Genomic DNA, 24,228 nt, shown 5'->3' on the forward strand with positions numbered 1-24,228 from the left:
AAAAGAACGCACCGGGCAAGAAAATGCCGTTGACTTGCGTTCTTTTGTGATCAACCATGTGTGCAACTGGAGTGTGTAAAACACTTGTATTACACGACAGCTCAACACATATGTCTGACACAAGTGTCTCACATGTGAGTTTAACACATAAGTCGATGAGGGTTACATGATGCTGAATACAACGCAAGACTGGCATGTTGCAGATATAAAGGCAGCCTTGGAGAAAGCAGGGACAAACTGCGAACGACTGGCAAATGAGCATGGTATTGCGGGGTCCACTTTGCGCAATGCTTTTCGCCAGAAATATCCGAAAGCGGAAAAAATTATCGCGGATAAGATCGGCGTTCCACCGGAAGAAATTTGGCCTTCACGGTACTCGAAAAAGAGCGCATAACCCGTTAGAATAGAACGCGCGTGCTATATAATCCGTCAGTTGGTCATCATAAATATACATAAAATTATATTCTATAGAGCGCAACATAAGTGTATTAACCATGATTTTAGCATAAGGCTTTTTGTGGGAGGGGGAAGGCCTGGAACCCGTTTGGATAATATGCGACTTAAAAACAATAGCTTGAACAGAAAGGCTTCTGTCCATAAAAGCAGTCTGCTGTATATGTTTATGCTTCGGGACGAAGCTGAGTGATGTTCCCCGCGACCGTGTGGGGTGATTATTCTTTTGAAAGATGGATTAGCGCATGAAAAATATCAAGATTAGCCATTTGTTAACCGCAGGCTTCTCTGTCCCTGTGGTGATATTTATAATTATCACACTGGTATCTTTATCGCAGATGGATACGATTAACCAGCAGTCGACGGTGATTTCTGACAACTGGCTCCCGTCAGTACAATTGATTGAACGTTTGAATACTCAGACGGCAGATTTAAGAAATCTGGAAGCCATTCATATTATCCTGACTGACCCGCAGGAGATTCAGCAAGCCGATGAACACCTGACACAGAAAAAACAACAGATTGATGACACGCTGCACGCTTATAAGCAGATGAGTTCTGATGGTGAAGAAGCCGGACTGATGAAAGTGTTTGAGCATGAATACCAGAACTACCTGTCCATTCAGCAGAAATTATTATCCTTATCTTCTTCTGGCAGCTATCAGGCCGCCAAAACCCTTTTTACCGGAAAATCCCGGCAGGCGTATACCCGTTATTCTGATGTGTTAATCAAACTGTCTCAGCTGGATCGGGATTCTGCCGCACAGGCCAGCGAATATGCAGACACCATTCACGCCCGGGCGATTCGAATGCTGATTCTGTCACTGGTGATTTCAGCGTTGATCATGGCTGCGATTGCGTTTGTGATAGCCCGTTATCTGACCACCTCGGTGCATACCCTGAAAGATGCGATCACACAGATGGCTGAAGGCGATCTGACCACTCAGGTCGATCATATGGGGCACAATGAACTGGGTGTGTTGTCCGACAGCCTGAACCGTTCGTCCGGGCAGTTTAATCAGATCACCTCCAAACTGTCCCGCGTGGCGAATCAGGTCAGCCACAATTCGGAATCACTGGCGGCAAACATGACGCAGTCTAAAGGCAATGCCGAGCATATTCTCAGCCAGTCTGAGATGATTGCAACTGCCAGTACTGAAATGGCCAGCGCCGCGCTGGAGATCAGCGAAAATGCCTCTCAGGCCAAAGATTATGCCGGTCAGGCGATGGCGTATGTCGATGAAGGCAATCAGGCACTGGTTGAGTCGAAAGCGATCTCTGAACGGATTGCGGCTTCGGTCCGGGATTCGGCTGAGATCGTCAATGAGCTCCGGCAGTATTCGACTGAAATCGGTACCGTGATTGAGGTGATTCATGGCATCTCAGAGCAAACCAACCTGCTGGCGCTGAATGCGGCGATCGAAGCGGCCCGGGCCGGAGAACAGGGACGCGGGTTTGCTGTGGTGGCCGATGAAGTGCGTAATCTGGCGACTAAAACACAGGATTCGACCGTTGATATTCAGGAGATTATCGTCCGGTTGCAAACTCAGGCTGAGCAGGCCGATCAGTTTATGAATTCCAACCTGCAACTGGTGACCGAATCGACGCAAATCTCAGAGCAGGTCATGGAAGCCTTTGATAAAATTCAGACCGGCATGCATCAGATCGCCGATTTTAACACCCAGGTTGCCACCGCATCAGATGAGCAAACCAGTGTGACTGATGAGATTTCACGCAATATTACGGTGTCAGTTGAAATGATCAATCAGAACGTGACGGCGATTCAGGAAGCCACTCAAATCAGCCACAGCCTTGAATCAGAAGCCGAAGAGCAGAGAAAATTACTGGCTTACTTTACGATTTAGCGACCTGTTCGATTTACCCCTGCATCACCTGAGGAATGCCATGACCACCTGAAAGCAAAACTGAAAGAATGGGAGAAGGAGGTACCGATCTTTGTCTCTGAATACGGACATTCAGAACCCAATGGTGATGGCGAAGTGAGTCTTGAGAATAATCAGGACTGGTACGATATCATTGATGAGCTGGGACTATCAATGTGTCACTGGTCAATGAGTGATATGAGTGAATCTGCGGCGATGTTTGTTCATCGTACGCCAGTTTCAGCAACCTGGACGGATGATGACGTGCTGACAGCGTCTGGCGGAATTATCCGGGATCGCCTGTTGGTGAGAAAAGGCTATTCTGATCCGCAACGTTCAGTGATTGAGCATGGGAAACACCTGCATATGGTAGGGAATCCGTCGTCCACTCCGGGACGCCATGTATCACGAATCACTGTTATGGTTTTTTCGCCCGCAGTTCACTGCGGGCGTATTTGTCTGATCTGTTGATGAAACCGGCGCTACAGTCCGACAGCGAATGCGCCTGCGGGCTGAACCGGCAGATATTGCTGATAAAAGTTAAGGTAGGCGGCTTCCGGATCTAAATCCGCAAACACTTCCGGGTACAGTGCCTTCGCGATGTACTGAATCATCGGCCCGTCCAGAATACTGCGGCAGGCACCGTGATAAAGTCCGATCATCCGGTTATTTTTTACCGCTGGCAGGCTGTTCCAGCCGGGGCGTTGTTTATATCCGGCCAGACGGGCCAGGGCGGTCTGGCGATCAACGTCCTGACCAATAATCATTGAGGTCGGATTGCTGCCAAACTCATAGCCGGTGATCAGAATCACGTCGGGTTTCGCCGCCAGCACCTGCTCCGGGTTCAGATGACCCCACCATTCAATAAATGGTTTGGAAATGTTCGTGCCGCCAGCCATTTCTGACATCGCGCCCCACATATTTTTGCCGAAGGTATAGCCGTATTCATCCACACCGGGAAAGCCGAACTCTGCATAAATTTTTGGTTTTGGCAGCTTATGCTTCGCCAGACGATCCGCAATCAGCTGTACCATTTGCTGATATTCGCGGGCAATTTTTTCAGCCCGTTTTTCCTGCCCGGTGATCTGCCCGATGATGCGGGTACTTTGCAGGTGGCGTTCCAGTGTCTGGGCATTGTAATCAATCACAACCACAGGAATTCCGGCCTGTTCAATCCGGCTGACCTCACTGCCCAGCGCTTTAAACTGCCAGTTTGCCAGCACCAGCAGGTCTGGTTGCAGGCTGATGACTTTTTCCAGAGAAAAGGTCTGCGCATCAACTTTACCGACATCCGGCAGCGTTGCCAGGGAAGGGCGGTGTTTGACATACATGGCCCAGTTTGCCGGGCGCCATTTTTCCCAGATGCCTTTCGACATGCCGACCACATGGTCATACGCTTTTTCGGTGCCGATAGCCATGTAATCTTCACCATAGCCACCCAGAATGACCCGCTTTGCCGGCAGGTCCAGCGTGACTTTTCTGCCGAGTACATCGGTGATGGTTTGCGTTTGGGCAAATGCCGTTTGCATAAAAGAGAGTGCCAGAATACAGAAAAGTGTCCGGCCTGAAATCCGTTGACGTAAAAGCTTTTTCAGCATGTATTTATCCTGTTGATTCACATAAAAAGCCACCGCCGGAGGCGCTCCGGTCATGCATGACTGCCGGTGATAAAAATTGAATGATAAAAAGTGGTTGATGATATACCCAATCAACCTGCATCTTCAGGTTGTTTGGGTATAAAAGCTTTATCTTACTGAGCATGATGACATTTGCAATATGAATGATTATGAAATTCATTATCATTTTGGTTTTTTGCGGATATCCCCGGATGATCATTGATCTGATAAGAAGCCGGAATGAGAAACCGGACATAAAAAAAGGGGCACAAAGTGCCCCTGAATGATTCTCGTTTTACTTGTTGTGTGCTTCTTATAAGTAGCCGACTTTTTTAGCGTAAGAGATAATTTTTTCACCGTAGTTACCGCCCCAGCTATAGCCGTTACGGCGTTCGGAAGAAATATCCATCAGGTCATAATATTTCTTACCATCCCGGTCACTGAAGAAACCTGTGTTGGTTTCCAGATCGTAGAAGCGATACCACATCCGGCTGCCTTTTTTATAGACAATTTTCTTCTCGACGGACTTGTCATAAGTGTGGTCGGCCAGATAAGTATTCGGGCTGCTGAACCATGCCAGACCGGCTTTGACTGCTTTTTTCACTTTATCCGTCTGAGGCTGGGTCATCAGGAAGCCAAGTACTTCAACTGATTCACTGCCGCTGAGTGATTTCAGCTCGTATGCCCGGGCTTTCTTCGGTTTGTAATCGCTTTTACCATGCTGCGCACACCAGACTGTCAGCGTGCCGTTCTGTTTCCACTGCGCTTTGAGGATATATTCCACCCCTTTGGTGATCGCGGTTTTCATTTCAGCCCGATCACTGTCAGAGAAAATATCCGTATCAAATGGCGCATCTTTGCGGCTGGCATGATACAGCATCGTCAGCACGCTGCTCATCGCATTATCATTGAAGGTCACATGGTCATGATAACCTCCTTTCAGCGGATAGAACTGCGGCCAGCCGCCGGTGCTGTACTGAGCTTTCAGGGTATAATCCATCCCTTTACGGACGGCGTTGCGGTACTTGGTATTTTTGGTATCGCGGTAAACCTGAGCCAGATAGATCATTTCGGTGGTGGTTGCACCGTTATCAAACGTGCCCTTACCGCTGCCGCCGCTGCCTTTTGAATCGTAGGACTGATTTTTCGGCCAGCCGCCGTTGTCGTATTGATAGGAGAGGATGATATCTGCTTTGCTCTGACTCCACGCGGTTCTCTGAGACTTAAAGCGTTTATGAACCGGGTTACCATCCTGAGACAACAGTTTGGCGTTGTCATCTGATGAGTCACCGCTGGTGCCGCCACTGTCAGCAATCACACAATCAGGGGCGGTAAAACTGCCGTCATAAGTCCCCTGTAATCCAAAAGAAACACTGCTGCCGGCGTCGATATGACTGTTCCAGTCCAGTGAAGTGGCGGTTATTGTTTTCCCGGATGTCTGGACATCGGCACTCCAGCTGTTGGAGATATCCGGGGTTTGATCGAATTTTAACTGCACTTTCCAGCCATCAACGGCTGCGCTTCCGCTGTCAACGGTGACCGTCAGCGTATATCCGTTACTCCAGATATCGGATGCGACGGCACATGAGGCCGCTGATGCCTGTGCGGATGCAAATGCGCCACAGCCGATCGCGACAGCGAGTGCAATGGTATTTGTAATTTTTTTCATATTGTTAACCAACTATTTATCAGAAGTTTTTTTATTGATACATTCACGCCCAAACCACCTGAGCCAGATGATCTGATCATGTTCCGGCAGGTCGTTTCGGGAGACCTGATTTATTCCGGACACCACACGGTTTATGAATCAGGTTTATTATATTTATCATATGTATCAGGTGATATGTATAATCTTTGCTCGATTATATGAGCTGAGTTGCAAATAATGAAAAACTGTGATTCGGCCTGACCTTTTTATGTCGTATTTTGTAATTAGCTGATGAAAAAGCCGAAATGAAAAATTAAACATCATTTTTTATGAAGATTATTTATACAGATTTCATCGGGTATTTTTTACCGGTGAGCCGCTGTATTTAACTTAATTATTGTCTGCCTGAAACATGTGTTTTGATTATTATATCTTCGGTTTGAACCGGGATTGGTTTAATTTAACCCTGGTTTATTTAGTAAATGTCAGATAAATTTAAAATTTTTAATTATCCGGTTATTTATTCAGTATTTCTGCCGTAATAGCATGTCCGGTGTGATGGATAGTCATGAAATTATTTGGCTGATGTAAATTCTTGTAAATATTTTTATTAAAAGTAGATCTTTATCTTTTTGTTTTTAATCAGTGAATTATGTTGAGTTATCTATCTGTTTCCGGATCTTGTGTTATTGAATTGTGATATATTTCCCATGTTTTCAATTCTTGTCTTGTATTTGAAAGTCATTATTGTTCAAAATGTAATTGAGAAATAGATATAGTGTTTTCTCATAAATGAAATGTTGTTTATATTTTTGTTTATATTTATTTCAATTGTCTGGTGCCTCTGTTTGTTACTGAAAGTAAATAAACAGAGGTTCAGTATGCCAGACGGGTTTGTCTGGAATAAAAGAATGGGTATGTTCATTATTTAAAATAAGTCTTATCGTGCGGGGGGTACCCCGAATTAGAGACGTCAGGGAATTATATTATGATAAATGTTATTAATAATAAGCGTAATAAAATGCGCTTATTAACGTCAGCAGTGCTGCTTGCACTATGTTCAGCGCCTGCGCTGGCTTCCGGCTTCCACACACAGAACGGCGGTACAACCGGCGGTCAGGGTGGCACTGTGGTCAAAGCAACCACGGGTAAGCAAATTCATGAAGCACTTTGCAGCCGTGCTTCGAGTGATACACCAATTATCATTCAGGTCGAAGGCACCATTAATCACAGCAATACCAGCAAAGTATCGGGCGACAGCTGTAACACTGCCGACGATAAAATTGAGCTGAAAGATGTCAGTAACGTGACGCTGATCGGTGTGGGTAACGGCGCTTTATTTGATGAACTGGGGATTCATATCCGCAGCTCTTCAAACATTATCATCCGTAATGTTCACGTGCGTAATGTGAAGAAATCCGGTTCACCGACTTCCAACGGTGGCGATGCCATTGGTATGGAAAAAGACGTGCATAATGTCTGGGTTGACCACGTGACACTGGAAGCCAGCGGTGGCGAAAAAGACGGTTACGATGCGTTGTTTGATATGAAAAACAACACGAAATACGTGACGCTGTCTTACAGTATTCTGAAGAATTCCGGTCGTGGTGGTCTGGTTGGTTCAAGTGATTCCGATGATGCAAACGGACCTGTCACTTTCCACCATAACTATTATCTGAACATTAATTCCCGTACGCCGCTGTTGCGCCATGCGACTGCGCACTCGTACAACAACTATTACAACGGCCTGATCTCTTCCGGTATGAACCCTCGTATCGGCGGTAAAATCAAAGCTGAAAATAACTACGTGAAAGACTCTAAAGATCCTTTGGGTACTTTCTACACCAACGACATGGGTTACTGGGATGTCAGCGGCAACGTCTGGGACAACATTACCTGGTCTTCTGACAAGTCGAAGTCGCACCCGGCAGGTCCGAACCCAACGTCAACCACATCCATCAGCATTCCTTACAGCTATACAGCGGATAACGCAAGCTGCATTCCTTCTATCGTGCTGGCAACAGCAGGTGCGGGAACAGGTCTGGCTGTCTCTGACGGCAGCTGTGGCACAACCAGCGGTGGCAACGATAACAGCGGTTCAGACAATAGTGGTTCTGACAATAGTGGCTCTGACAACGGCGGTTCCGATAACAGCGGCAACGACAACGGTGGTTCTGACAGCGGCGACACTTCCGGTACTAACCTGGCACTGAGTGCATCGGCTGACGGCAGCTCAAAAGCAGACAGCAACACCAGCTACGGTAAAGCGATTGATGGCGACACCAGCACTTACTGGTCACCAAAAGGCACAACCGGCCGTATCAGCGTGAAGAAACTGAACACCACAATCAGCACGGTGAAAATTGTCGAATTACCAGGCACTGAAGGGACGATCACCAGCTGGAAACTGGTTAATCACGACAATGGCAATACACTGGCTTCCGGTTCATCTGCTCCGGGCGTGATTTCATTCTCACCTGTGTCACTGGGTAAAGTTGATTTTGAAGTGGTTTCTGCTTCGGATACACCAAAAGTGGCTGAGTTTGAAGTTTATAAATAACTGATGCCTTGCAGGTATGTATCTGCGAAAGCAATCAGAAATAGCCTCCGGATAAACAAAGAGCCTCATTGCGAGGCTCTTTTTCTGACCGGGGGTTCATGCTGTACCTGAGATATGTCAAGACCAGAGGTAACGGCATATCGCCGGTGTTTAACGGATTAAAGAGTTGTCCTCTTTTTGGGTTTCAACTTCAAGCACCATTTTTCCGTCACAAAGTGTCATTTTCAAACGTTGCCCGATTTCAAAGCCGAACTGATTAAGCCAGCCACCTGTTAAACTCAACTGGGGGATTGAGTCCGGTCCATCATTGCCATCATGCGAATGGACGTGGATATAACGGGTGTGTGTCCCGGTTTTATAATTATGGTTTGCTGTCATTATGTTTCCGCTCCCGGATAAACCTGTGCCAAACTGCTTTCACAAAAAGGAGTTAATCAGAAAGCAGGTTAATGGGTGAGATGTTGAATTTCAAGGAAAAACATATGAATTTGAGATTTAAGTGATAAAGCTGTAATTATTCAGCTGTTTCCTTCTTTTTTCAGGGAAGAGCGGGAGAGTGCTTCCACTGCTGTCAGGTGAATTTCTGCTTACCTGGTCACTGCGTATCAGTGGGACTTTCTGGCCCTGCTGCTCAAAGTATGCTTCAAACAGAAATGCGTCAATAAGTACAGCGATAATCAATACGTTTTTCCTGAAGATAAAATTCACGATCATCCCGGCTATTGCGCCATAAAATAAATAAGTCACAACGTATAAAATGACTGCTGTATAGTTCCATTGACCACAAGTGTATTCTCCGGCCTATCCGTATGATTGACTTGTTTTTATGATATAGGGATTTAAAATAATCTCAATAGGGATTTTAAGGGGGCTTTACTGTTGAAAGGTGGCCTATAAATACTGCTCCCGGCGTTTGATCCTTGTCTTAATAACAACAACCCCCTGAATCCTGTTTCCGCGTGTGGCTCAGAAACAGGGTTCAGGGGGTCGGGAGAAGTTAATTTTTCGGTGCAGCCTACAGCTTAAAGTTACCGACCAGCTGATCCAAACGCGCCGACAGCTGCTTCAAATCCACACTGGCGGTGGCAAGCTCCTGCGCGGTGGCGGTGGTGGTTTCATTGATCAGATTAATCTCTTCGATATTCTGATTAATGCTCTGGACCGTGGTGGACTGCTCTTCAGTTGCGGTGGCAACCTGGGTATTGCGGTCAGAAATTTCATGAATACTTTGCGTGATCTGGCTGAGCTGCGAGGCGGCATTTTCTGACAGTTCCACACCGTGCTGAGTGACCTGCTGACCATTATCAATCGCCTTCACAGCCTGTTGCGCATCATCCTGCAGCTGGCTGATCATGGTCTGGATTTCATCGGTGGAGGCGGCGGTGCGCCCCGCCAGCTGGCGGACTTCATCTGCGACCACGGCGAATCCGCGGCCCTGATCGCCGGCACGGGCTGCTTCGATCGCCGCATTCAGTGCCAGCAGGTTGGTCTGCTCTGAAATTTCCCGGATCACATTCAGAATTGAACCGATATCCTGCGTGGTGGTTGCCAGTTGTTCAATCACTCTGGCATTGTTCGCCATATCATCGGCCAGGCCGTTGATCGCGCTTTGGGTCTGGTTGACCACATCACGGCCGATATCGCTGAGGGAACTGGCTTCCGTAGCAGTTTGCGCTGCCATTCCGGCATTTGATGCAATCTCGTGAATGGTCGCGCCCATTTCATTCATTGCCGCAACCACCTGAATGGTTTGATCGCGCTGACTCTGGCTGTTGTTATGGGTGTGATGGGCTTTTTCTGACACCAGCTGGGCTTCTTCAGCCAGGGTGCGGCTGGTCGAAGAAACGGCCTGCATGGATTGATGAATGGTTTCAATAAAGGCATTAAATCCGCGTGATAAACGGGCGATTTCATCATGGCCGCTGACTTTAATCCGTTGCGATAAATCACCGTTGCCCTGACCGAGCTGCTCAAATCTTTCGGCAATCTGACGGATTGGCCGGGTGATGCCGCCAGCCAGCCAGACACTCAACAGAATAAAGAGGGTGGCGATAACGCCAGTCCAGAGCATCATGGTTATCGCCTGCTGGTTCAGATCAGCATACACTTCATCTTTCGGCACGGCCGCCACAATAAACCAGTCCATAGACTCAATATATTCACTGGCAAGGTACACCGGCTCGCCGTGGTACTCGGTTTCCGTCAGATGAAAACCCGACTGATTGAGCAGCGTATCCGCGACTTTCTGACCAAACAGTTCCGTCAGGCTGCGGCCTGTATCCTGTTTGTCCTTATGAATTTTGATGTGCCCTTTGTCATCGGTTAAGAACACAAAACCGGAGTCTTCAATCTTAAAGCTGTTCAGCAGTCTGACCATATCATCGAGCGATTTAGACATGCCGGACAGGGTAAACCCATTGATATCCTGATAGTTGGCGAACATTTTGATGTCGCCGTTTTTTTCCTGATACAGGCTGATCATCGTCGGCTTGCCGGAGGCGATAAAATCAAAGAACCATGACGCGTCATTCGGTGTCAGCTGGCGCAGAAAGCCATTCTGATTCCAGTAATTGGCGGTTTGTTTATTGGCGACCGAAGCATCATTTAAATGATATTGCTGTTTCAGATTATTCAGCTGGCGGACCAGCAGTTTTTCGCTTTCCGGGTCAATCTGCGTTTCACTGATTGCCGATTTAACAAATTCATTGTGGGCAATCTGCTTTGCAGCCTGTAATAAGACCGTGACTTCATGATCGACCTGCTGGCGGATCTGATCCAGAAATGACGGAAATTCAATATCCACAAGGCGGTGTTTTAATGCCTCTCTGGACTGATACTGAGTGATAGCCCCGACAATCATCGTTGAGGCAAGAACGGCAAAGGTCAATCCGAGTACCATTTTTTTCCTGATACTGAATGAACTAAAATACGACATGATAGGAGCCTTACTTCATAAAAATAAACATTGTTCCTGGCGATGCGTTGCCCTGATTTCCAGGCAGATGCCGGACACAAACACGCCGGGCCGGCACGGGGGGCCGGAGAACCGGGAATGGATTCATCAGCATATTTGGGTTCGGTATCTGCCTGAGTGCCCGTATCCGGGGACCGTGATTCAGGGTCTGAAACGGTTGTCATTCCTTTAACCTGCGCATTTTGAATACAAGTGACATATAAATCAATACGAATTTTATCTTTATACCCAAACAACCTGAACCCTGCATCTTCAGGTTGCCTGGGTATCACGCATTCATTATTTCTATTCAGTAATTTTTTTTCATTCGTGGTTTTGTTGTTTTTGCCTGTCTTGAAAAATGCGGCGGCAGAACCATGCGGGCAGACTGATTTGAATAAGCTGTTTCATAGAAAAAGAATAATACCGGATTTCATACAGAATAAACTGAAATTTTCTTATTTATGTGAGTAAAAAGAGATGGTTTTGATTCGTATTGGTTAAATTTTAACAATTCTCAATAGATGATTTAAATCAGTAGGTTACATTATTTTAATCTTGATATGATACTGATGTGTATTTATTTATCATCATGTTGTGATTTCTGTAATAGTATTTTAAAAAAACAGATACATTGTTTTATTTTGTGATTGTTACTGGAAACAAAACCACCAATTGCCGATAAAGTACTCCAGTTGTGTATACCCATGCATCTTCAGGTTGCTTGGGTATCGAGGTAATAATCCAGTCAGAAAGCATCGTACTCAGATAAATTCCTCTTATGAAAAGAAACAAAAAAGTGCGATCAGAATGACAAAAACAAAGGAGAACAATGTGTCTTACTATGCCAAACCCTGGGTTGCAGTTGGTTTATCTCTCGGCGTGCTGACCATCGCCGGATGTCACTCTTCCGGCGATACTGAAACGGATTCAGATACAGTGATCTGGAAAGCGATTACTTTCGGCCAGTCAACCGATCTGAATTTTGCATCGACTATTTTGCCGGCAAAAATCGGCACGAACGAAGTGCTGGTGAACGGTGAGGCGGTTCAGCCGGGACCGCTGGCGCAGGACTTTACCATCGAAAGCCGCGGGGGCAAGCTGGCGAATTCTCATGATGGCATCACCTTTTATTACACCAAACTCAGCACCAGCAAAAACTTTACCCTGAGTGCCGATGTGGTGGTGGATCAGATTGGTCCGGAAACGGACGCCTCACCAAACATGCAGGAAGGCGCCGGGCTGATGGTCCGCGATGTGATTGGCACGGCAAGGCAAAACCCGCAGCCTGAAGGACATGAAGAATTTCCGGCAGCTTCGAATATGGCGTTTAACCAGATTCGCACCTACAAGGGCGGGGATGAAACCGAAATTCAGCTCTCGACCAGCTACCGGGAAGGGATTTATGAGCCGTGGGGAACGGCGGGCAATAAACGCACGGTTAAATCGTATGCCGAAAATTTGCTGGTCGGCAGCCAGTACCACATGACCCTGAGCCGCAGTAACAATGGTTTTCAGGTCTCGGTCACGACCGCTGACGGCGAAACAACAACCGACATTGATGGCGCTTACCCGAATATCGTGCAGATGATTGACCCCGATTATCAGTATGTTGGCTTTGCTGCTGCGCGGAATGTGAAAATTCATGTCACCAACGCGAAGCTGGAGATTGATGCGGACGATGCGAAAACTGTCGATACACCAAAGTTTGTTGCCGAACCGGCAAAACTGCGGGTAGAAATTTCATCTCCGACGCAGACCGCACAGGATGCATACACAGTGCAGGCACGGGCCAATTACAGCGGTTTATTCTCGGTTTATCAGGATGGGGCGGAAATCATCCGTGACAAAGCGGTGGCTGCCGGTGACATGTTTGCCGTGCAAACGACCATCAGTGGTGACAGCAGCGACTTTGTGCTCGATTACACCGGCACGGAATCTGGTATGACGACGACTCTCAGCTCGAATTCTTTTACTGTGACCCGGCATAGCGTGGCTGACCCGTCGGCTGTTTATGTGTCGCCGGAAGGCAGCAGCACCGCGCAGGGAACGCAGGCGGATCCGATGTCATTAAAAGAAGCGTTGCAGCTTGTCGCACCGGGTGGCACGATTCATCTGCTGGACGGGAAATATGCGTCAGTCTCATTGTCACAATCGGTCAGTGGGTCGGAAGGGGCGCTGAAAAATCTGGTGGCTGACGGTGACAATGTGGTGTTTACGAGCCGGGTCTCAGTGGATGCGAATTACTGGCATCTGAAAGGGATGGAAGTGGCCGAAGCCCGCCTGCGGATTAAAGGCAGTTATAACATCTTTGAAGAGATGAAGGTGCATGATTCACCGGATACCGGTTTTCAGATCAGCTCCGGAGACAGTGGTCGCGCGTTGTGGGCCAGTTACAATCAGGTGATCAATGTTGAAAGTTACAACAACATGGACAGCTCGCGGATTAACGCCGATGGCTTTGCCGCCAAAATGCGCGTGGGAGACGGCAACACCTTCGTCAACTGTATTTCTCACCACAATATTGATGATGGCTGGGATCTGTTTAACAAGGTTGAAGACGGCGAAGATGGTGTGGTGACGATTAAAAATTCCGTCTCTTACAGTAACGGCCGCACACTGGACGATGACAATGACGGTAATACCATCGGTAATGGCTTTAAGCTTGGCGGGGAAGGGCTGCCGGTGGCGCACGTACTGGAAAATAACGTCTCTTATAACAATAATATGGACGGCGTAACGGATAACTTTAATTCCGGTTCACTGAAAATCCGGCATGTGCTGTCGGTTGATAATGCCCGGTTTAACTTCTTAATCCGGAAAAGCCCGTATGATGACAGTGCCGCAAGTGAGCGGACGTTTGAGCATAATCTGTCGGACCGGGTTAACCGCTCCAGCAAGTACAATGATGTGGTGTACGCCCACCATACCAGCGACAACTGGCTGATGCAGGATGGCGAAAGTCTGAACAGTGCCGGAGAAGCATTAGATCAAACCCTCGCTGCCGAAATTAAGGCCGCTGTGGCGTATGATGACGGCACGGCAGCCGGGCAGCGTAAAGCAGCGCTGGCGCTGAAAGCGATCAACGATGCCCGGGATTAGCGCCCGGTTTCTGAGGCGGGTGCTGACCCGCCTTTTTTCATGTCAGCGGCTGGTTTTTACCCAAACGTTTACCCAAACAACCTGCATCTTCAGGTTGCTTGGGTATAATCCTTGAGATCGGATAAAATCTTTGAGATAAAGCGGGGAGTTTGTACTTTACCGGTTACCGTTTCTCTCCGGGGATGTCCGGTAAGAAGATTCAGTGATGATGCCCGGTGATGTGTTTGTCTCAGCTAAGGTTCTGCCACAGGTCATATGAAATACCCAATACTTGTTTTGATGTCTCTGTTTTTACTCAGCGGATGCATGGTGCCGGTGAAACCGCGGCAGGCTGCATCTGATTTGCCGTCTTCGGTGCCGATGCCGGATTTATCCGCGCCGGCCGATGTGTGTCATTCGCTTTATACCTGTGCGGTGAAGCTCCGGGCGCGTATCGCCGCCCATGTCACGCCCGGCCAGTATCAGCAGGGACTGGTTGCCCGGGTGAATTTTAAGTTAAATGATAAAGCAGAAGTCACCGGTGTCCGGCTGCTGCAAAGCAGCGGGGAAAAAGCGTTTGATCAGGCGGCGGTCCGGGCGGTCAAACAAAGCTTCCCGATGGAAGATCTGTTGCAGCTGGATAAGCAAACCTATCAGCATTTCACCAATCTGAATGTGATTGTGAAGCCTGAATAACGCATTTCAGATTGAACAACTTGCCGCTGAAACAGCGATTTTTCAATGATTTGCCACGCAACGCAATGTATTTCATCTATAATTTTATCTGTTTTATTGCATATAAAAGGAGACAAACAGATGAAAGGACATCACTGCCGGTGGGCGATTGCCGGATTATTACTGAGCCTGTTGGCCGGTACGGTGGTTGCGGCTGAAAAGAAAGATAAAGATCACGACTGGTTTCCAGGGGACCATCAGCAGCATATGTACATGGGGCTGGGCTTTGCTTTTGCGGATATGAAGGAAGAAGTGTCCGGTGTCGGAAGTGCAGATTTTGACAATATCCTGCTTGGTGTGCATGTCGGGTATCAGCTCCATGAAAACTTTGCCATTGAAGCCCGCGGATACGGTAATGTGGAAGATGATAACCTGGCCGGTGTTTCCGTTTCGGTGGACCGGCATTTTTCCCTGTTAGCAAAAGGGATTATTCCGCTGAATAAATCTTTCAGACCTTATGTTATCGCTGGTGTCGGACGGACCAAAGTCTCGGTGGGCGGCTTATCGGATTCGGAGAGTGACTTTGTTTATGGGGTTGGTTTTAGTGTGAATAACGGAAATCCGGTGGAGCTGGAAGTTGAGTGGATGCGGATTTACGATCATAACTTTTCCCAGCAGATCTCCGGAACGACCTATCACGGCAAAGATACCGTCAATACGGTTCATTTAAATCTGATTTATCATTTCCCGGTTGCGCACCGGTAGCCTGACACGGTTGCCGACAGATACATCCCGTCGGCAACTGCCTGACTGTGTGGTTCACCGCGTGTTACGAACGGTTCAGCTGAGCGGGCTGGTTCCCGTTTCCCCGGCGTAGTTTTTTCTCCTGCAGGTTTTTGTATCCGGTGCAGTCAGAAGACCCTTTGCCATAGCGGCGGGGTTGTTTGATTTGATCGCCGGCCTGTTGCGGGCCCTGACCATTGCGTTGGGCATAGCGCATTCCGTGGTGTTTGCCCTGACCGTTTCCTTTGCGCTGCGCATTGTTCATGGCCTGTTGTTTGCCCTGACCGTTTCCTTTGCGCTGCGCGTTGTTCATGGCCTGTTGTTTGCCCTGACCGTTTCCTTTGCGCTGCGCGTTGTTCATGGCCTGTTGTTTGCCCTGACCGTTTCCTTTGCGCTGCGCGTTGTTCATGGCCTGTTGTTTGCCCTGACCATTCTCTTTGCGCTGCGCATTGTTCACACCCTGCTGTTTTTCCTGTCCGTTTTGCTGCGCCATCCAGCCGTAGTGCGGGCCGTTTCCCTGTGGCTGGCGGTCCTGACCTGTGTAGTGTGCATAGACGCCCACTGATAAACCCAGTGCCATGATACCCAGTAAAGTCTTAGTGAAAGTTTTCATCGTCTGCTCCTTCGCAATCTTTGTGATTCATCTTAATTACAACAGCAACCGGACAGAAATGTGTGTCGCAAATCCTTTTGTTTCTGACAATGAATGACAAACCACGGATATTGACAAACTTTGTCACACATTCCGCAGCCGTCGGTATATATTGAATGATGTCAATACAGCAGAGAGGCACCGGGCAGGCCGATGGATAAATCCTACAGAATTCTTGTGGTGGATGACCACAGTGATATCAGAGAACTGCTGAAACGTTTTTTAATGCAGCATGGCATGGTGGTTTCTGTCGCCGCAGACGGGGAAGAAATGGTGCAGCAGATGAATCACGGGCATTTTGATTTGCTGATTTTAGACCTGATGTTACCGGGAAAAGACGGGGTGACGCTCTGCCGGGAAGTCCGGGCCAAATCGGATATTCCGGTGATTATGCTGACGGCGCTGGGGGAAGAGATCGATAAGATTGTCGGGCTGGAAGTCGGGGCTGATGATTATATTCCCAAACCCTTTAATCCCAGAGAGTTGCTGGCCCGTATCCGGGCGGTGCTGAGAAGACACTTTACCATTCCCCAGGTGCATGACCAGCTGGCCGGACAGCATTTCCTGTATCAGTTTGATGGCTGGACGCTTGATTCGGCATCCCGCGAACTGAAAGACCCGCAGGGCACGCTTATCGCGCTGACCTCGACCGAATTTGAACTGCTGGTGGCGTTTTTGTCCCATCCTGGTGTGGTGCTGTCCAGAGAAGATCTGCTCCGGCTGGTGCAGGGACGGGGTGCTGACGTCTATGACCGGGCCGTTGACACCCTGATCAGCCGGCTGCGGAAAAAAATTGAATCCGATCCGAAATCGCCCCGTCTGATTAAAACCATCTGGGGTGGCGGATATCAGTTCAGCTGTGAGGTGTCGACATGATTCGCTGGTTCCGGCATCAGAAACTGATTCATCAGATCGCGGTGGTGATTCTGGCCGGATTTTGTATCAGCTTTTTACTCTCTTTTTATCTGTTGTCTGCTGAAAAGTCGGAGCGGCTGAGCCGGTTATCGGCTTCCGGTGCCGTACAGCGGGTCATCTCCGTGGTCAGTATTCTTTCGCAAACGCCGGTGGCACTGCATCCTGCGATGATTCAGGCCAGTAACAGCTCAGACCTGCATCTGTCTGTGTCAGCTGACCCCCGCATTCAGGTGACCCGGCCTGTCAGCAGTGAAGCCACAATTTTGCTTAACAGGCTTGAGGCGGCCGGAATACCGGAGGCTTATCTGAACTTTATCCCGCAGGCCCGGCCGGAGCAGCCTGTGGCGGAAGGGCACTATGGCATGATGGCCGGCGGGCGGAATAAAGAATTCCGTAACCGCCGGATGAGATTTGTCGCCACAATGGATGGTTCTGTGCGCTTGCCGGAGGGCGGCTGGCTTAACTTTTCATCCGGTGTCAGCCCGGAGATCACGCACTGGTCAGCCAGTGTGCTGATCACGTTATCGCTGGTGATGGCGGGCACGGTTCTGATTTGTCTGCTGATTATCCGCCATGCTTTAAAGCCGGTCCGGGCACTGGAGAAAGCGGCTGAAGCATTCGCCACACATAAATCGGTGACACCGGTCAGCACCGATTGCCCGCAGGATTTATATCCGACGGTTCAGGCTTTTAATGAGATGCAGACCCGGCTGACCGAATATATCAGTGACCGCACCAGGCTGCTGGCAGCGATTTCCCACGATTTACGCACACCGCTGACCAGTTTGCGCCTGCGGCTGGAATTTATTGAAGAGAGTGAAGACAAACAGCAGATGTTGCGCACCCTGACCGTGATGGAAAACATGCTTCAGGCCACCATGCGTTTCGCCCGTGATGATGGTGAACCTGAGCCGCGTTGCCCGACAGAGGTTGATACGCTGATGCAAACCATCGTGGATGAATATGCTGAAAAGCAGATCACGATCGCTTATCAGCCGGGTGGATTAGGTGTCTGGTCTGTTCCGCCTTTGAGTCTCAGGCGGATGACAGAAAATCTGGTCAATAATGCGGTGCAATATGGCGGGCGGGATTGCCGGATTTCGCTGCAAATCCGGCAGGAAACGCACCATCTGGCTGTTACGGTGGCAGATACCGGCCCGGGCATTGATGCAGCAAAATTTGACGATGTGATGAAGCCGTTTACCCGGCTGAATCCCGCCCGGGATACGCAGGATTCGAGTGTCGGGCTGGGCCTGTCGATCACCCGTTCTCTGGCTATCGCTCACGGCGGGGAGTTACGGCTTGCCGGGAATCAGCCTCACGGACTGGTGGCAACCTTTACGGTGTCAGCCGGATGAGCAAATGATGTCGGTGAACGAAAGGTGTTCCGGGCAATAAAAAGAAGGGTCATCCGGGGATAAAAGGGCCGGTTCTGGTCACATCAGCGTTTAAAAAATGTTGAAAAAAAGCTTACAGATAATGTGTACAGAACCGGGCTGCCCTTGGTCTTAGCTGGGTGGAATGTGTTATGCATGCATGAGGGGGAATCAGGGCATAACACATTCCACCAGCTACATCAGGAATCTCTCATATGACTTTCACTGTTCATACGTATCCGGTCAGGCGACGTCTTTTTCTCTGGCCTGCGATGTTGCGGATACTTCAGTTCTATCTGCAATCATGGTCGCAATTTGTGCCAGAACCCGACAACTTCTTGCCAGTGCAGCGTTCTCTGTTTCTGACGGGCTTTCCCCATCCACCGGCGCTGCTGTTCGTTGCACGATTTCACACCAGAGTTTGAGTTCTTCTAAATCAGTCATCTGGTTTCCTTCTGAAATCGCCTTTTCATCAAGTAGTTACAATTGGTGCTGGTTGACAAAGATATACAACAGTGAAATACAATAAAGACATGATAATACGACTGGCCCTGGAGGTGGTCGTCAAAAAATGAGGACAAAAGAGGGACGAATGACTATTTTTCGTGATGCGCATCACTATAACAACAATTCATCAGTTCAGGCCGTTGAAGCGAATTATCTGATCAAAAAACTCAACCTTGATTTAGATCACAAAACGCTGCTTGATATCGGCTGTGGCGACGGAAAAATTTCAGCCTTTTTACATCATCAGGGCGCAAAAGTGACCGGGATCGATGCCTCAAAGGAGATGATTTCTTTTGCTCAACAGCATTTTCCTGAGTGTCAGTTCCGGCACCTGGCAGCAGAGCACCTGGCTGAAATTGACCACGATTTTGATGTGATGACCAGTTTTAACTGCCTTCACTGGGTGCACGGACTTGATGAAGCATTAGCAGCAGCTAAAAGCAGACTGAAAACAAATGGCGTCTTTTTTGGTCTGATTTATCCCAAATGTCATGAATTGTGGGATGCGGCAGCATGGGTTGAAAATTTGCCTGCTTACCAACAGATGGATCTGCCTGATTTTTCTAATCCATACCATTTTTATACCCGGGAAAGTTTTAATCAGCGATTAACCGCTGCCGGCTTCACCCGCACTGAGCTGTGGCAGGAGTCGAAGCAGGCTGGCTTTGATGATCAGGTGAAGTTTAAGCGCTATATTTCCGGCTGGTTACCTCATTGTGGCCATTACCCTGAAAGCTTTATTGATGACTGGTTTGCGCGGTATGCAGAACTGACCGGCCAGCCGCAAAGCGGGGGCGTCATCATGAAATATGACATCATCTTTTTTGTTGCATCCTGAGCAGACCGGAATCAGGTGATTGTATCGCCACTGTGGTGAATAGTTATGCAAATGATGATTGGGGTGAATTGATTGACCTGAGTGAATAAAAAAGTTGAATGATTCAGGCGTAAACCGGCTGAATCCGGTGCAGGCCAATGTGAATCAGCAGCTCTAAAACATGGGTTGAATAAGCCCAGTCAAACACTTCTTTGGGAGATGAAAGCCCGAGCAGGGGCAGCGCTCTTTCGAGGTGGGTTCTGAATGTGCTGTATTGAATGCCCAGTCTGGCGGCAATGGTTTTATTGTTGTTGCCAAGACAAATCAGTGACAGGCATTCGATCTGTCTGCGGCTGAGCCGGGCGCCGGTAATCCGGTTGAAGTGAACAAACATGTCATCTGACGATTGTTGTGCCATCGCCGGGGCGCCGTTGTGCGGTACACCGGAAATACACTCAAGCACCTGCGACAGGGACACATCCGCCCGGTAGGAGTGAATGATGCCATCAGACATCAACACCATGGTCGTACCGCAGTAGTTGATTTTCTTCCCGGTCGCTGACAGGCCGAAAAATTCCCCAAGGTGATCGCCTTCTGCCGTCCAGTCGATGGTGACCCAGTCGCCACATAGTTTGACTTCCTGCTCGTGGTATTGCAGATCAGGAAAAGCCCGCAACCAGACAGAAAAGGTACTGGAGAGATTCTGCGAGCCAACGCAGGTTTTCAGCGGGGATTCAACGATGAGCTGCGGGTTAAGGTAGTCTTCGACTTCCCAATGCCCCTTATCCTGCCAAACATGGTGCATAAAGCTTTGAGCAAACGTCATATTTTTGTCCCGGTGCTTCATGTGCTTTCCTTTCTGTCATCAGTATTGACACTGCCATCAAAATTGCCTGGTCTTATGTGTGGCTTATACGTCGTTGTGTGAGATAACCGGAGAGCCAGTTTATATGCATACAGATTCAATGGCAATGCATTTTTATGGTGAATATTTCAGCAGTTCATCCTGTAAATCAGAATTTGATGACCTGTGTGTAGTGTTTTGTGCTCTGCCACAGCGGTGGTCCATAAAATATCAGTTGCCTCAAATAGCTATATGGAGCGGGTCATGGAGACAGGCAATATTCATATCGAAAATATTGATGGGAATGCGATATCAGGTTGTTTGGGTATATCTGTTTGTTGAAGATGCTCCCGGCCCCTGTTTTGATGAAATGTTAGATGTGATTATCCGTTTAACTTTATAAAACTTTCATCGTGATCCGGCCATATGAGAGCATCATCAGGCTGTCGCTGCTTATTTACCGAGACATTTTCCCAGTAAGTGGGCTTCTTTGTGGCGGCGGTCAGTGTAATGATCACCAAAGTGCATCAGATTGTTATAGGCATCATGCCAGTCGCCGGTGGTGCACTGGTGCCAGAAGTGCGGGGTGCGTGTTGACAGGTTGCCGTACTGGTGTGCGACCGATGCAACGACGGTCTGGCATTCATCGGGCAGTTTTTCAAACGGCACCGCACGGGAAGATTTCGGCCACTGTCTTTTCAGCCGGGATAGCACCTGACGATGAAATAATTTGTTGATCGCAACCGCCTCTTTTTCGCTGATTTCCAGCGGTTTGTCCCGCAGTGCATTCACCGCCGCATGGTTTTTCAGTCCCAGATAGGGGGATAGCTTATGAACCAGCGTTTCTGGCAGGCCATGAGTTAACAGTTCATGTTTTCTGTAGACACTGAGATCCAGACCACAGGCGATATGGACGCCCGACTCATGGTGGTTTTCAGGAATATAGCCCTGACAATGTAAGCCTTCACATTGTTCGATAAAGTTGAAATCAATCATATCGTTTACCTTTTCTACTGACTTCTGTTTGTTGATACATCCGGGACTGCTATTGATCTGTCACGCCTGAGATCAGCAAATTCCCCGGATACGGATATCTTTTTTTGGGTATATTTTTTTGGGTACAAGCGTGCTGCATATTCAGCTTGTTTAACTATATATGTTTCAGTGTAGTGTAAGGTGTAAAAAAAATGTTGCGGATAAAGGCGTATGTGACTGAACACACATGATAAATTTACAAACTAAGATTGTGACATTTTCAGAGGCAGGAAAGTTGACAGGCTCAGGTTAACTCATTGGTAAAAAAGAGATCAAGCCGCAACACGCGGCCTGACGGAAAAATAAACTTCCGGTGTGAAAAGCTGAAAACGCCGGAAATTAAACGTCGGTTTTTTCTTTATATTCACATAAATCTTCAATGATACAGCTGCCGCAGCGGGGTTTGCGGGCCACGCAGGTGTAGCGCCCGTGCAGAATCAGCCAGTGGTGAACATCCACTTTGAACTCTTTCGGCACGACTTTGAGCAGTTTCTGCTCGACGTCATCGACATTTTTTCCCATCGCAAATTTAGTCCGGTTGGAGACCCGGAAAATATGCGTATCAACTGCAATTGTCGGCCAGCCGAAGGCCGTGTTGAGAACAACGTTGGCTGTTTTTCTGCCGACACCGGGCAGGGCTTCCAGCGCGGCTCTGTCTTCCGGCACTTCGCCCTGATGTTTTTCCAGCAGCATCCGGCAGGTTTTAATCACATTTTCTGCTTTTGAGTTGAACAGGCCGATGGTTTTGATATAAGACTTCACGCCATCAACGCCCAGATCGAGCATCGCCTGCGGTGTATTGGCGACCGGATACAGTTTCGCTGTGGCTTTGTTGACACTGACATCGGTCGCCTGAGCCGAAAGGAGCACAGAAATCAGCAGTTCAAACGGGCTGCTCCATTCCAGTTCGGTTTGCGGATGCGGGTTCTGTTCCCGCAGGCGGGTTAAAATTTCGACACGTTTTTGATTGTTCATAAGACTTCCGGCTGATCAATAGTTTGATTCTGATGGCCCTGACTGACCGCCACGGCCTTGTTTTTATAATTTGATTTGTGCTGATATTTGTATTCGTTTCTGCTATTGGGAAACTTTGGTGACCCGCGCGCGTTCAATCACCTGTTTCTCCGGTTCGGGCTGGCGGGCAGCAATAAACCGGTCAATCACATATTTGAGCGCAATCAGGAACCCGACGCAGATAAATGCGCCTGGTGGCAGCAGTGCCAGCAGAAAGCTGTTGTCGATATGGATGACTTCAATCCGTAATACTTTGGCCCATTCGCCCAGCAGCAGGTCGGCCCCGTCAAACAGAGTGCCTTTGCCGAGTAATTCGCGGATTGCCCCCAAAACCGTCAGTGCGCAGGTCATGCCCATGCCCATCCAGATGCCGTCCAGCAGCGCTGGTACCACCCGGTTTTTAGACGCAAAGGCTTCTGCCCGGCCAATAATAATGCAGTTGGTCACAATCAGCGGGATGAAAATGCCCAGCGACAGATACAAACCGTAAGCAAAGGCATTCATCAGCAGCTGAACACAGGTCACCAATGCGGCAATGATCATCACAAACACCGGAATCCGGACTTCTTTCGGCACATAATCACGCACCAGTGACACTGTGACATTCGAGCCGATCAGCACCAGCATGGTGGCAATGCCTAAGCCAAGCGCATTGGTGATAGTGGAAGAGACCGCCAGCAGCGGACACAGGCCAAGCAGTTGAACCAGTGCCGGGTTGTTCGACCACAGGCCGTCTTGCATCAGTTTGCGGTTCAGGGCTTTTGTCTCCGGATTCATGTTTATTCTCCCTGACATTGATAGGGTTGACGATAAATGGCTGCGCGGTTTTGATCAACGAACTGCGTGATTTTTTTCACCGCTTTGACAACTGCCCGCGGCGTAATTGTCGCACCGGTGAACTGGTCAAATTCACCGCCGTCTTTTCTGACCTGCCAGCTGGATTCATTCTCTGCGGTGACCTGTTTGCCGGTGAAGCCGAGAATCCAGTCGGTGATACGTAAATCAATCCGGTCGCCCAGTCCGGGGGTTTCGTGATGTGCCAGCACCCGGGTGCCGGTGATCACACCCTGATTATCGATGCCGACAATCAGTTTAATCGCGCCGTTATAACCGTCCGGTGCGATGGTTTCAATCGCGATGCCTGCGGGTTGCCCCTGCTTCTTCGCGATATAAGCATGGAACGGTGGCTGATTTGTCAGCCAGGGCTGGCTGACCAGGGTACAGGCGTTATGTAAATCGTTATCATGTTCCGTGGCCGGAATGACCTGATTGAGCACAGACATCAGCTGTGCTTCTTCCTGGGCCTGAATCCGTGTGGCAGTCAGCGCGTAAGTCAGCGCAACCAGCCCGGTGGAAAGACAGGCAAAAACAGCAAGAATAAGACCGTTATTACGAATTGCAGTCAGCATCTGGGGT

General features: G+C 48.7%; 21 protein-coding genes. 10 read left to right on the top strand and 11 right to left on the bottom strand.

Annotated elements, in window-relative coordinates; translation table 11 throughout:
- Positions 1-166: 166 nt before the first annotated feature.
- From OC443_RS06835 to OC443_RS06845, 3 genes are all read left to right on the top strand, one after another.
- Positions 167-394, top strand: a complete 228-nt coding sequence (locus OC443_RS06835) for a helix-turn-helix domain-containing protein (protein ID WP_442478206.1) — start codon at positions 167-169, stop codon at positions 392-394.
- 304 nt (positions 395-698) lie between these two features.
- Positions 699-2,318, top strand: a complete 1,620-nt coding sequence (locus tag OC443_RS06840) for a methyl-accepting chemotaxis protein (RefSeq protein ID WP_073586140.1) — start codon at positions 699-701, stop codon at positions 2,316-2,318.
- Between the two features lie 60 nt (positions 2,319-2,378).
- Complete coding sequence (locus OC443_RS06845) at positions 2,379-2,807, top strand: glycoside hydrolase family 5 protein (protein WP_262021696.1); 429 nt, start codon at positions 2,379-2,381, stop codon at positions 2,805-2,807.
- A gap of 11 nt (positions 2,808-2,818) precedes the next feature.
- Here OC443_RS06845 and OC443_RS06850 read toward each other — a convergent pair whose 3' ends face one another.
- On the bottom strand, positions 2,819-3,988 hold the full coding sequence (locus tag OC443_RS06850; protein WP_262021650.1) for an ABC transporter substrate-binding protein: 1,170 nt from the start codon (positions 3,986-3,988) through the stop codon (positions 2,819-2,821).
- Positions 3,989-4,265: 277 nt separating this feature from the next.
- Positions 4,266-5,621, bottom strand: coding sequence for a pectate lyase (gene pelA / locus OC443_RS06855; RefSeq protein ID WP_073586137.1), 1,356 nt, complete (start codon positions 5,619-5,621; stop codon positions 4,266-4,268).
- Between the two features lie 967 nt (positions 5,622-6,588).
- Between pelA and OC443_RS06860 the strand changes: the two genes are divergently transcribed.
- A complete protein-coding gene (locus OC443_RS06860; protein WP_083601771.1) occupies positions 6,589-8,160 on the top strand; it encodes a pectate lyase family protein in 1,572 nt (523 codons plus the stop codon).
- Between the two features lie 150 nt (positions 8,161-8,310).
- On the opposite strand, the gene OC443_RS06865 is transcribed toward OC443_RS06860, so the two are convergent.
- Both OC443_RS06865 and OC443_RS06870 read right to left on the bottom strand, forming a co-directional pair.
- On the bottom strand, positions 8,311-8,538 hold the full coding sequence (locus tag OC443_RS06865; RefSeq protein WP_073586136.1) for a SymE family type I addiction module toxin: 228 nt from the start codon (positions 8,536-8,538) through the stop codon (positions 8,311-8,313).
- Positions 8,539-9,175: 637 nt separating this feature from the next.
- On the bottom strand, positions 9,176-11,095 hold the full coding sequence (locus OC443_RS06870) for a methyl-accepting chemotaxis protein (protein ID WP_073586134.1): 1,920 nt from the start codon (positions 11,093-11,095) through the stop codon (positions 9,176-9,178).
- A gap of 828 nt (positions 11,096-11,923) precedes the next feature.
- On the opposite strand from OC443_RS06870, the gene OC443_RS06875 reads away from it, so the two are divergent.
- From OC443_RS06875 to OC443_RS06885, 3 genes are all read left to right on the top strand, one after another.
- Positions 11,924-14,215: a right-handed parallel beta-helix repeat-containing protein gene (locus OC443_RS06875; RefSeq protein WP_262021651.1), complete on the top strand. Its 2,292-nt coding sequence runs from the start codon at positions 11,924-11,926 to the stop codon at positions 14,213-14,215.
- A gap of 255 nt (positions 14,216-14,470) precedes the next feature.
- The gene (locus OC443_RS06880) at positions 14,471-14,890 is read left to right on the top strand and encodes a TonB family protein (RefSeq protein WP_083601786.1); all 420 of its coding nucleotides are present in this window, start codon (positions 14,471-14,473) and stop codon (positions 14,888-14,890) included.
- A gap of 120 nt (positions 14,891-15,010) precedes the next feature.
- Positions 15,011-15,634, top strand: a complete 624-nt coding sequence (locus OC443_RS06885) for an outer membrane beta-barrel protein (RefSeq protein ID WP_073586247.1) — start codon at positions 15,011-15,013, stop codon at positions 15,632-15,634.
- Positions 15,635-15,698: 64 nt separating this feature from the next.
- Here OC443_RS06885 and OC443_RS06890 read toward each other — a convergent pair whose 3' ends face one another.
- Positions 15,699-16,265: a hypothetical protein gene (locus tag OC443_RS06890; protein ID WP_262021652.1), complete on the bottom strand. Its 567-nt coding sequence runs from the start codon at positions 16,263-16,265 to the stop codon at positions 15,699-15,701.
- 192 nt (positions 16,266-16,457) lie between these two features.
- Here OC443_RS06890 and OC443_RS06895 point away from each other — a divergent pair, with 192 nt between their 5' ends.
- Both OC443_RS06895 and OC443_RS06900 read left to right on the top strand, forming a co-directional pair.
- Positions 16,458-17,180: a response regulator gene (locus OC443_RS06895; protein WP_262021653.1), complete on the top strand. Its 723-nt coding sequence runs from the start codon at positions 16,458-16,460 to the stop codon at positions 17,178-17,180.
- Positions 17,177-18,577, top strand: a complete 1,401-nt coding sequence (locus OC443_RS06900; RefSeq protein ID WP_073586575.1) for a HAMP domain-containing sensor histidine kinase — start codon at positions 17,177-17,179, stop codon at positions 18,575-18,577. The genes OC443_RS06895 and OC443_RS06900 overlap by 4 nt, the downstream gene beginning before the upstream one ends.
- 261 nt (positions 18,578-18,838) lie before the next feature.
- Here OC443_RS06900 and OC443_RS06905 read toward each other — a convergent pair whose 3' ends face one another.
- Positions 18,839-19,039, bottom strand: coding sequence for a hypothetical protein (locus tag OC443_RS06905; RefSeq protein ID WP_073586574.1), 201 nt, complete (start codon positions 19,037-19,039; stop codon positions 18,839-18,841).
- Between the two features lie 148 nt (positions 19,040-19,187).
- Between OC443_RS06905 and OC443_RS06910 the strand changes: the two genes are divergently transcribed.
- A complete protein-coding gene (locus OC443_RS06910; protein ID WP_073586573.1) occupies positions 19,188-19,940 on the top strand; it encodes a class I SAM-dependent methyltransferase in 753 nt (250 codons plus the stop codon).
- 103 nt (positions 19,941-20,043) lie between these two features.
- On the opposite strand, the gene OC443_RS06915 is transcribed toward OC443_RS06910, so the two are convergent.
- The 5 genes from OC443_RS06915 to rsxG all read right to left on the bottom strand — a co-directional run bounded on the left by OC443_RS06915 (position 20,044) and on the right by rsxG (position 24,221).
- A complete protein-coding gene (locus tag OC443_RS06915) occupies positions 20,044-20,766 on the bottom strand; it encodes an ester cyclase (RefSeq protein WP_073586572.1) in 723 nt (240 codons plus the stop codon).
- 450 nt (positions 20,767-21,216) lie between these two features.
- Complete coding sequence (locus OC443_RS06920; protein ID WP_073586570.1) at positions 21,217-21,759, bottom strand: pesticin C-terminus-like muramidase; 543 nt, start codon at positions 21,757-21,759, stop codon at positions 21,217-21,219.
- Between the two features lie 378 nt (positions 21,760-22,137).
- Positions 22,138-22,773 (bottom strand): endonuclease III, encoded by a 636-nt coding sequence (nth, locus tag OC443_RS06925; protein WP_073586569.1) that lies wholly within the window; start codon positions 22,771-22,773, stop codon positions 22,138-22,140.
- A gap of 102 nt (positions 22,774-22,875) precedes the next feature.
- Complete coding sequence (locus OC443_RS06930; RefSeq protein ID WP_200796998.1) at positions 22,876-23,553, bottom strand: electron transport complex subunit E; 678 nt, start codon at positions 23,551-23,553, stop codon at positions 22,876-22,878.
- A gap of 38 nt (positions 23,554-23,591) precedes the next feature.
- Positions 23,592-24,221, bottom strand: coding sequence for an electron transport complex subunit RsxG (rsxG, locus tag OC443_RS06935; protein WP_073586567.1), 630 nt, complete (start codon positions 24,219-24,221; stop codon positions 23,592-23,594).
- Positions 24,222-24,228 lie beyond the last annotated feature (7 nt).

The organism is Vibrio quintilis (assembly GCF_024529975.1).
Lineage (GTDB): Bacteria > Pseudomonadota > Gammaproteobacteria > Enterobacterales > Vibrionaceae > Vibrio > Vibrio quintilis.

Bases quoted from the DNA above. Each gene is read 5' to 3' on its own strand.
- OC443_RS06870 (WP_073586134.1), bottom strand. From the start codon at position 11,095: ATGTCGTATTTTAGTTCATTCAGTATCAGGAAAAAAATGGTACTCGGA.
- OC443_RS06900 (WP_073586575.1), top strand. From the start codon at position 17,177: ATGATTCGCTGGTTCCGGCATCAGAAACTGATTCATCAGATCGCGGTG.
- OC443_RS06905 (WP_073586574.1), bottom strand. From the start codon at position 19,039: ATGACTGATTTAGAAGAACTCAAACTCTGGTGTGAAATCGTGCAACGA.
- OC443_RS06920 (WP_073586570.1), bottom strand. From the start codon at position 21,759: ATGATTGATTTCAACTTTATCGAACAATGTGAAGGCTTACATTGTCAG.
- OC443_RS06865 (WP_073586136.1), bottom strand. From the start codon at position 8,538: ATGACAGCAAACCATAATTATAAAACCGGGACACACACCCGTTATATC.
- pelA (WP_073586137.1), bottom strand. From the start codon at position 5,621: ATGAAAAAAATTACAAATACCATTGCACTCGCTGTCGCGATCGGCTGT.
- OC443_RS06890 (WP_262021652.1), bottom strand. From the start codon at position 16,265: ATGAAAACTTTCACTAAGACTTTACTGGGTATCATGGCACTGGGTTTA.
- OC443_RS06885 (WP_073586247.1), top strand. From the start codon at position 15,011: ATGAAAGGACATCACTGCCGGTGGGCGATTGCCGGATTATTACTGAGC.
- OC443_RS06910 (WP_073586573.1), top strand. From the start codon at position 19,188: ATGACTATTTTTCGTGATGCGCATCACTATAACAACAATTCATCAGTT.
- OC443_RS06880 (WP_083601786.1), top strand. From the start codon at position 14,471: ATGAAATACCCAATACTTGTTTTGATGTCTCTGTTTTTACTCAGCGGA.
- OC443_RS06840 (WP_073586140.1), top strand. From the start codon at position 699: ATGAAAAATATCAAGATTAGCCATTTGTTAACCGCAGGCTTCTCTGTC.
- OC443_RS06915 (WP_073586572.1), bottom strand. From the start codon at position 20,766: ATGAAGCACCGGGACAAAAATATGACGTTTGCTCAAAGCTTTATGCAC.
- OC443_RS06895 (WP_262021653.1), top strand. From the start codon at position 16,458: ATGGATAAATCCTACAGAATTCTTGTGGTGGATGACCACAGTGATATC.
- OC443_RS06860 (WP_083601771.1), top strand. From the start codon at position 6,589: ATGATAAATGTTATTAATAATAAGCGTAATAAAATGCGCTTATTAACG.
- nth (WP_073586569.1), bottom strand. From the start codon at position 22,773: ATGAACAATCAAAAACGTGTCGAAATTTTAACCCGCCTGCGGGAACAG.
- OC443_RS06850 (WP_262021650.1), bottom strand. From the start codon at position 3,988: ATGACCGGAGCGCCTCCGGCGGTGGCTTTTTATGTGAATCAACAGGAT.
- OC443_RS06835 (WP_442478206.1), top strand. From the start codon at position 167: ATGATGCTGAATACAACGCAAGACTGGCATGTTGCAGATATAAAGGCA.
- OC443_RS06930 (WP_200796998.1), bottom strand. From the start codon at position 23,553: ATGCAAGACGGCCTGTGGTCGAACAACCCGGCACTGGTTCAACTGCTT.
- rsxG (WP_073586567.1), bottom strand. From the start codon at position 24,221: ATGCTGACTGCAATTCGTAATAACGGTCTTATTCTTGCTGTTTTTGCC.
- OC443_RS06875 (WP_262021651.1), top strand. From the start codon at position 11,924: ATGACAAAAACAAAGGAGAACAATGTGTCTTACTATGCCAAACCCTGG.